At 51.5% G+C, this 7,481-nt stretch carries 6 protein-coding genes; all 6 read left to right on the forward strand.

Annotation, left to right across the window (positions count from 1 at the left end):
* Positions 1–116: 116 nt before the first annotated feature.
* The 6 genes from B5E82_RS17465 (at position 117) to B5E82_RS17490 (ending at position 7,259) form a co-directional block, all read left to right on the forward strand.
* Positions 117–584: a LytR/AlgR family response regulator transcription factor gene (locus B5E82_RS17465; RefSeq protein WP_162610816.1), complete on the forward strand. Its 468-nt coding sequence runs from the start codon at positions 117–119 to the stop codon at positions 582–584.
* The gene (locus B5E82_RS17470) at positions 517–1,377 is read left to right on the forward strand and encodes a hypothetical protein (protein WP_140393186.1); all 861 of its coding nucleotides are present in this window, start codon (positions 517–519) and stop codon (positions 1,375–1,377) included. The genes B5E82_RS17465 and B5E82_RS17470 overlap by 68 nt, the downstream gene beginning before the upstream one ends.
* Before the next feature lie 212 nt (positions 1,378–1,589).
* Complete coding sequence (gene ppdK / locus B5E82_RS17475) at positions 1,590–4,214, forward strand: pyruvate, phosphate dikinase (protein ID WP_087308800.1); 2,625 nt, start codon at positions 1,590–1,592, stop codon at positions 4,212–4,214.
* Between the two features lie 181 nt (positions 4,215–4,395).
* The gene (locus B5E82_RS17480; RefSeq protein WP_087308801.1) at positions 4,396–5,697 is read left to right on the forward strand and encodes an O-acetylhomoserine aminocarboxypropyltransferase/cysteine synthase family protein; all 1,302 of its coding nucleotides are present in this window, start codon (positions 4,396–4,398) and stop codon (positions 5,695–5,697) included.
* Positions 5,698–5,719: 22 nt separating this feature from the next.
* Positions 5,720–6,655: a cysteine synthase A gene (cysK, locus tag B5E82_RS17485; protein ID WP_087308802.1), complete on the forward strand. Its 936-nt coding sequence runs from the start codon at positions 5,720–5,722 to the stop codon at positions 6,653–6,655.
* Between the two features lie 199 nt (positions 6,656–6,854).
* A complete protein-coding gene (locus tag B5E82_RS17490) occupies positions 6,855–7,259 on the forward strand; it encodes an RrF2 family transcriptional regulator (RefSeq protein WP_087308803.1) in 405 nt (134 codons plus the stop codon).
* The last annotated feature ends 222 nt before the right edge of the window (positions 7,260–7,481 follow it).

Here is a 7,481-nt window from a genome sequence, read left to right on the forward strand (position 1 = left end):
TGATTTGTAGTATACCGGGTTCCCTATGAACAAGAATTATAACGAAAAAATAGGCTCAGGAAAACCATTTTCATAACGTTTTGTGCCTGAGCAAAGCGAAAGGAATGGATATAAACATGTACAGAATCGGAATCTGCGACGATGACAGAATTCTCTGCTCTGAGCTGGAAGAGCAGATTCGCCGCATCTCAGGAAAAATGGGGGTAAAAGCTGAGACGGAGGTCTGGGAGTCGGGAGAGAGCCTGAGAGAGGATCTGGAAAAGAGCTTCCGGCTTGATCTGCTGTTTCTGGATATTGAGCTGGTACAGGCAAACGGCGTCGATGTGGGGAGATTTATCAGGAATGAGCTGAATGATATGGAGATGCATATCGTCTATATCTCATCGAAGCAGAACTACGCGATGCAGCTTTTTAAGATTCAGCCGCTGGACTTTCTGATAAAGCCGGTGCCGGAGGACCAGTTAAGAGAGGTACTGTCCCGGAGTATCCGCCAGAGACGAGACAGCGGCGGTTATTTTGAATACCAGAAGGGCGGCTCAGTTCTGTGTGGTAAATCAGGATTTTATTGCGGAATATACGTATGAAACAGTGAGATTGACGGACGGAGAAGAACTGAGTATCAGCAGGCCTTACCGGAAGGAGATCCGCGGAAGAATCAGGGAACGTGAGAAGGGCCGCCGGGCGGCAGACTGGAGGAAAACAGGTATGCTAACTCCGATTACGGAAATGACAGAGCAGGAAATAAGAGAAATCGGCGATGCTTTTGCAGATTATGTCTATGAAGACGGAGAAGAAGGGATGTTCTCCATCTTCGGAAGCAGAGAAAAGGTCAGTCGGTATATCTGTGCCTTCGCGCGGGCGGCGCTCAGATGCGGCTGGATATGGGCAGTAGGAGAGAACAGGGAAGGATTTCTTGCTGTCAGCAGCTCTGACAATCCGGTTCCGGCTTCCATTATGGCTGGCTTTTTGTGGAACTGTCTGCGTATTCTCGGTCTGAAAGACGCGTTTTATCTGGCAAAAAGTCTGAATGCGGGCGGAAGAACGCTGGAAGAGAGCATGAAAAAAGCAAAACAGCCTTTTATGAAAATTGAGATGCTCTGCATCAGAAAGCCCTATCAGGGACAGGGGCATATGCGGGAGGCTCTGGAGGCGGTTTTCCGGATGGCGGATGAGAAAAAGGTCTCCTGTATTCTGGATACGGACGGCCGTCTGAAAATGGAGAAATACTGCCATTTTGGCATGCGGCTTGTGCGGACCAGGAGGATAACAGAAACTATACGCATGTATGATTTGCTCAGAGAACCAGAGACGGAACGGCCGGAAAATATTTATGGCAGTTTTCCGGAAAAGGATGCGGAAAAGCCAGAAGTTAGTTAAAAAATAGACAAAAAATGACCGGCATAACCGTGGCTTTTTACAACAAATTTACCAAAGAAGCCTTGACAAATATTGCAAATGTGTTACACTAGAAATGTGCGCAGGGTTTGGTCGTTGACCACATATCCGGCGCATATTTTACGTTCAGGCATGAGCCCTGCAGGACGTAAAAGCGCCGGGGAGAGAAACTATATAACAGGAGGAACATTGCAATGGCGAAATGGGTGTATTTGTTTAAGGAAGGAAACGCTGGCATGCGCAACCTTCTCGGAGGCAAGGGAGCGAATCTGGCCGAGATGACAGGCCTGGGACTTCCGGTGCCGCAGGGGTTCACAGTGACGACAGAGGCGTGTACCCAGTATTATGAGGACGGAAGACAGATTAACGATGAGATCATGGGCCAGATTATGGAGGCCATGGCAAAATTGGAAGAGATGACAGGAAAGAAGTTCGGAGATAAGGAAAATCCGCTTCTGGTTTCCGTACGTTCCGGCGCGAGAGCATCCATGCCCGGTATGATGGATACCATCCTGAATCTTGGACTGAATGAGGAAGTAGTGGAAACCCTGGCAGAAGCATCCGGCAATCCCCGCTGGGCCTGGGACTGCTACCGCAGATTTATCCAGATGTATTCCGACGTGGTGATGGAAGTCGGAAAGAAATATTTTGAAGAACTGATTGACAAGATGAAAGCGGAAAAAGGCGTGAAGCAGGATGTGGAGCTGACCGCAGAGGATCTGAAGGAACTGGCAGGCCAGTTCAAGGCTGAGTACAAGGCAAAGATCGGCTCTGATTTCCCGTCTGACGCAAAAGAGCAGCTGGTAGGCGCTGTGAAGGCCGTATTCCGTTCCTGGGACAACCCCAGAGCGAACGTATACCGTCGTGACAATGATATCCCCTATTCCTGGGGAACCGCTGTCAACGTACAGATGATGGCATTTGGAAACATGGGCGACGACTGTGGTACCGGCGTGGCATTTACCCGTGACCCGGCTACAGGTGAGAAGGGACTGTTCGGCGAATTCCTTACAAATGCGCAGGGCGAGGACGTGGTTGCAGGCGTCCGGACTCCGATGCACATTTCCGAGATGGAAGAGAAATTCCCGGAGGCATTCAAGCAATTTAAGGAAGTATGTGATATTCTGGAGAAGCACTACAGAGACATGCAGGACATGGAGTTTACCGTAGAGCATGGAAAGCTGTATATGCTTCAGACACGTAACGGAAAGAGAACCGCTCAGGCGGCTCTGAAGATTGCCTGCGATCTGGTAGATGAGGGCATGAGAACTGAGGAAGAGGCAGTAGCTATGATCGATCCCCGTAACCTGGATACGCTTCTTCATCCCCAGTTTGACGCGGCCGCTCTGAAGGCAGCCACGCCTATGGGCAAGGGCCTTGGAGCTTCTCCGGGAGCTGCCTGCGGCAAGATTGTATTTACGGCAGACGATGCGGTAGCATGGGCAGAGAGAGGCGAAAAGGTAGTTCTGGTTCGTCTTGAGACTTCTCCAGAAGATATCACGGGCATGAAGTCCGCTCAGGGTATCCTGACTGTCCGCGGAGGAATGACTTCTCATGCAGCTGTAGTTGCCCGCGGTATGGGTGAGTGCTGCGTATCCGGATGCGGCGATATTGTCATGGATGAAGCCAATAAGAAATTCACTCTCGGCGGCAAGGAATTCCATGAGGGAGATCCCATTTCTATCGATGGTACCACAGGAAATATCTATGACGGAATCATTCCGACGGTAGACGCTACGATTGCAGGCGAATTTGGACGTATTATGAGCTGGGCGGACAAGTTCAGAACCATGAAGGTCCGCACGAATGCAGATACGCCGGCTGACGCAAAGAAAGCGGTAGAGCTGGGAGCAGAAGGAATCGGACTGTGCCGTACAGAGCACATGTTCTTCGGCGAGGGAAGAATCGACGCGTTCCGTGAGATGATCTGCGCGGAGACAGAGGAAGAGAGAGAAAAAGCCCTGGAGAAGGTTCTTCCTTATCAGCAGGGAGACTTCGAAGAGCTGTATGAGGCTCTGGAAGGAAATCCGGTTACCATCCGTTTCCTGGACCCGCCTCTTCATGAGTTCGTTCCTACAGAGGAAGAGGATATCAGGAAGCTGGCGGAAGCTCAGGGCAAGACAGTGGAGCATATCAAGGCGATTATTGACAGTCTCCATGAGTTCAACCCGATGATGGGACACCGCGGCTGCCGTCTGTCCGTGACCTATCCCGAGATTGCAAAGATGCAGACAAAGGCTGTCATCCGCGCGGCTATCAAGGTGAAAAAGGCTCATCCGGACTGGAATCTTGTGCCGGAGATCATGATCCCGCTGGTGGGAGATGTGAAAGAGCTGAAATATGTAAAGAAATTTGTGGTTGAGACTGCAGACGCTGAGATCGCGGCGGCAGACAGCGATCTGAAGTATGAAGTAGGTACGATGATCGAGATCCCCAGAGCCGCTCTCATGGCGGACGAGCTTGCCGGGGAAGCTGACTTCTTCTGCTTCGGTACCAACGACCTGACCCAGATGACCTATGGCTTCTCCCGTGACGACGCAGGCAAGTTCCTGGTTGCTTATTATGAAGCGAAGATTATGGAGAATGACCCGTTTGCGAAGCTGGATCAGAACGGCGTGGGCAAGCTGATGAAGATGGCTGTCGAGGCAGGCAAGGCGGCTAATCCGAAGCTGCATGTGGGAATCTGCGGCGAGCATGGCGGAGATCCCAGTTCCGTAGAATTCTGCAATTCCATCGGACTGGACTATGTATCCTGTTCACCGTTCCGAGTACCGGTTGCGAGACTGGCAGCGGCTCAGGCAGCGATTGCCGCAAAATAAAGGAAAACGGATCAGGTTATATAATATATAAAAACGAGCGCACTGTCGGAAACGGCGGCGCGCTCATTTTTATGACTTCCCTATTAAAATAACAGTTGAAATAACAGGGAAAAGATGATATAGTCTATTTACCTACTGGATAAATAGGTAAAATACAGGCCGATGAAAGGAAGAAACTGCCATGAACAAAAGACACTACAGATTTGAGACACTTCAGCTTCATGTAGGACAGGAGGAGGCGGATTCAGCGACAGGAGCGCGCGCTGTGCCGATTTATCAGACTACCTCTTATGTATTTCAGAATTCGGCGCATGCTGCCGCCCGCTTCAGCCTGGCTGACGAGGGAAATATTTATGGAAGGCTCACAAACCCCACTCAGGAGATTCTGGAGAAAAGGATCGCGGCATTGGAGGGAGGGACGGCTGCTCTGGCGCTTGCATCCGGCGCGGCGGCCATTACCTATGCGATTCTGGCGCTTGCCCCTGATGGCGGCCATATTGCCGCTCAGAAAACGATTTACGGCGGAAGCTACAATCTGCTGGCCCACACACTGCCCCATTATGGAATACGTACCACTTTTGTGGATGCCCATAATCTGGAAGAGCTGGAACAGGCCATACAGGCGGATACAAGAGCAGTCTATCTGGAAACGCTGGGAAATCCCAACAGCGATATTCCCGATATCAGCGCGGCAGCGGAAATTGCGCATAAGCATGGGATTCCGCTGGTAATTGACAATACTTTCGGAACGCCCTATCTGATTCGGCCTATCGAGTACGGGGCTGACATCGTAGTCCATTCTGCTACGAAATTTATCGGGGGACATGGAACAGCCCTTGGCGGAATCATTGTGGATTCCGGAAAATTTGACTGGAAGGCGGCTGGAAAATATCCGGGTATCGCAGAACCAAATGCCAGCTACCATGGAGTCTCCTTTGCGGAAGCGGCAGGTCCTGCGGCTTTTGTAACCTATATCCGCGCGGTTCTGCTCCGGGACACAGGAGCGGCGATTTCCCCGTTTCATGCCTTTCTGCTTCTGCAGGGGACAGAAACCCTGTCTCTGAGACTGGAACGGCATGTGGAGAACACAAAGAAAGTCGTAGAATTTCTGGCCGGGCATCCCCAGGTGGAGCGCGTGAACCACCCGTCTCTTCCGGAGCATCCGGATCATGCCCTTTATGAGAAATATTTTCCCAATGGAGGAGCTTCCATTTTCACCTTTGAAATAAAGGGAGGACAGAGAGAAGCGCATAAATTTATCGACAGCCTGGAGATTTTTTCCCTGCTGGCAAACGTGGCAGATGTAAAAAGTCTGGTAATTCATCCGGCCACAACCACCCATGCGCAGCTCACGAAAGAAGAGCTGCGGGATCAGGGCATCCGGCCGAATACTATCCGTCTGTCCGTGGGTACGGAACACATTGACGATATTCTGGCGGATTTGCAGCAGGGATTCGACGCAGTAATAAGAATGAACGAATGAAGGAAGGACAGGAGGAATGAACATGAGCAGAATTTATACATCTGCCGATCAGCTGATCGGAAAAACACCCATTCTGGAGCTTACGGGAATTGAAAGAGAGCTGGGACTGGAGGCCCGGATACTGGCAAAGCTGGAATACCTGAACCCGGCCGGCTCTGTGAAGGATCGAATTGCAAAGGCGATGCTTGACGCCGCGGAAGCTTCCGGAAAGCTGAAGCCCGGTACGGTCATTATTGAACCAACCAGCGGAAATACCGGGATAGGGCTGGCCGCCGCAGCGGCGGCCCGGGGATACCGTCTTATTCTGGTGATGCCGGAAACCATGTCCGGAGAACGCAGACTGCTGATGAAGGCCTATGGGGCAGAACTGGTACTCACGGAAGGAGCAGCAGGCATGAAAGGGGCCATTCAGAAGGCACGCGAACTGGCCCAGGAGATTCCTGGCAGTTTTATTCTCGGCCAGTTTTCGAATCCGGCCAATCCGGGAGCGCATCTGACCTCTACAGGACCTGAGATCTGGGAGGATACGGATGGACAGGTAGATCTGTTTGTGGCCGGTGTGGGAACGGGCGGTACGATTACCGGAGTGGGAGAGTACCTCAAAGCCCGGAACCCGGAGGTCAGAATAGCAGCAGTGGAACCGGCTTCTTCCCCTGTCCTTTCCGGCGGAGAACCGGGACCTCACAAGATCCAGGGAATTGGAGCAGGTTTTGTTCCGGAGATTTTGAATACAGAGATTTATGATGAGATTTTGACTGTGACTGATGAAGAAGCTTTTGAGACAGCCCGCCTGATTGGGACGAAAGAGGGAGTGCTGGCGGGAATTTCTTCAGGGGCCGCCGCGGCCGCCGCAGTCAGGCTTGCCAGGCGTCCCGAGAATAAAGGAAAGAATATCGTCGTTCTTCTGCCTGATTCCGGAGACCGCTACCTATCCATGGAGCTGTTCGGGAAAGCATAGAGATTCCGGAGAATTTATGGTATAATGTCGCCAGACATTATACCGCGCCGCATGGCATCCCCCGGAGGGGCCATGTCCGAAGGACATGGTATAATGTCGCCAGACATTATACCGCGCCGCATGGCATCCCCCGGAGGGGCCATGTCCGAAGGACATGGTATAATATCGAAAACGTTTTGAAGGAAAGAGGGGGCCGAAAATGCTGATCTCAACAAGAGGCAGGTACGCCCTGCGCGTTCTGATTGATTTGGCGGAGTATGAGGAGGACGGTTATACGCCTTTAAAGGATATTGCCGGCCGGCAGGATATTTCGCAGAAATATATGGAGAGCATTATGACCATGCTCTCCAAGAACAAGCTGGTGGAAGGGGTGCACGGGAAAGGCGGAGGATACCGCCTGAACCGGAGCCCGGAGGATTACAGCGTGGGAGAGATTCTGCGTATTACGGAAGGGACGCTTGCTCCTGTAGCGTGTCTGGAACGGGACGCGCAGCCCTGCCCCAGGGCTGCGGACTGCCGGACGCTTCCGCTGTGGGACAAGCTGAATGATATGATAACAGGGTATCTGGACAGCGTATCCCTGGCAGATTTGATGAAAAAATGAAAACAGAACGAGAGCCGGATTGAAAATATGCGGAAATAGGCGTATCATATGAAAAAATGGTACGCTTATTTTGATCCGGAGGGTATTACCGGCCTGCCGGAGAAGGTAGTGTCAAATGAGTTATGAAAAAATGAAGTCTAAGAAATAGGCTCAGATTGAACCTTGAAAATTGCAGATATGATGTTTGATGGCAGCTTACGCCACCCTTGACAGCACACAAAA

Source organism: Lachnoclostridium sp. An138 (assembly GCF_002160765.1).
Classification (GTDB): Bacteria; Bacillota; Clostridia; order Lachnospirales; family Lachnospiraceae; genus Laedolimicola; species Laedolimicola faecalis.